The organism is Blastococcus deserti (assembly GCF_042682525.1).
In the GTDB taxonomy this organism is placed as follows: Bacteria; Actinomycetota; Actinomycetes; order Mycobacteriales; family Geodermatophilaceae; genus Blastococcus_B; species Blastococcus_B deserti.
The window spans coordinates 1-676 of the sequence record NZ_JBHUHP010000034.1 but is presented as its reverse complement, the minus strand read 5'-3'; the positions used below and the strand labels follow the sequence as shown (position 1 = coordinate 676).

Genomic DNA, 676 nt, shown 5'->3' with positions numbered 1-676 from the left:
GTTGGGCCGGGCGCGGGGTGAGGTGCGAATGGAGGCGGTGACGTTCTCCTACGTGCCGGGGCGGCCGGTGTTGCGGGGGGTGTCGTTCGGGGCGGAGCCCGGTGAGCTGGTGGCGCTGGTGGGGCGGACGGGGGCGGGCAAGAGCACGGTGGCGGGGCTGTTGATGCGGCTGTTCGATCCGGAGTCGGGATCGGTGCGGCTGGACGGTCATGACCTGCGGACGTTGACGGTCGAGGAGTTGCGGTCGCAGGTGGCGTTGGTGCTGCAGGAGTCGTTCCTGTTCCCGATCTCGATCGCGGAGAACATCGCGTACGGGCGGCCGGGGGCGTCGCGGGCGCAGGTGGTCGCGGCGGCCGAGGCGGCCAACGCCCATGAGTTCATCGCGCAGTTGCCCGACGGTTACGACACGGTGGTCGGGGAGCGGGGTGCGACGTTGTCGGGCGGGCAGCGGCAGCGGGTGGCGATCGCGCGGGCGTTGCTGAAGGACGCGCCGGTGCTGGTGCTCGATGAGCCGACCAGCGCGCTGGACGTGCACACCGAGGGGTTGCTGCTCGGTGCGCTGGACCGGCTGATGGCCGGTCGGACGACGATCGTGATCGCCCATCGGCTCTCCACCATCCGCAAGGCCGACCGGATCGTCGTGCTCGACCAGGGCCGCGTGGTGGAGACCGGCACG

The 676-nt window shown here is 71.6% G+C and carries 1 protein-coding gene; it reads left to right on the top strand.

Annotated elements, in window-relative coordinates; all coding sequences use genetic code 11:
- Nucleotides 1-37 precede the first annotated feature (37 nt).
- Nucleotides 38-676, top strand: a 639-nt coding sequence (locus ACFSHS_RS22510; protein WP_376881166.1) for an ABC transporter ATP-binding protein, incomplete at its 3' end; no start/stop codon positions are given.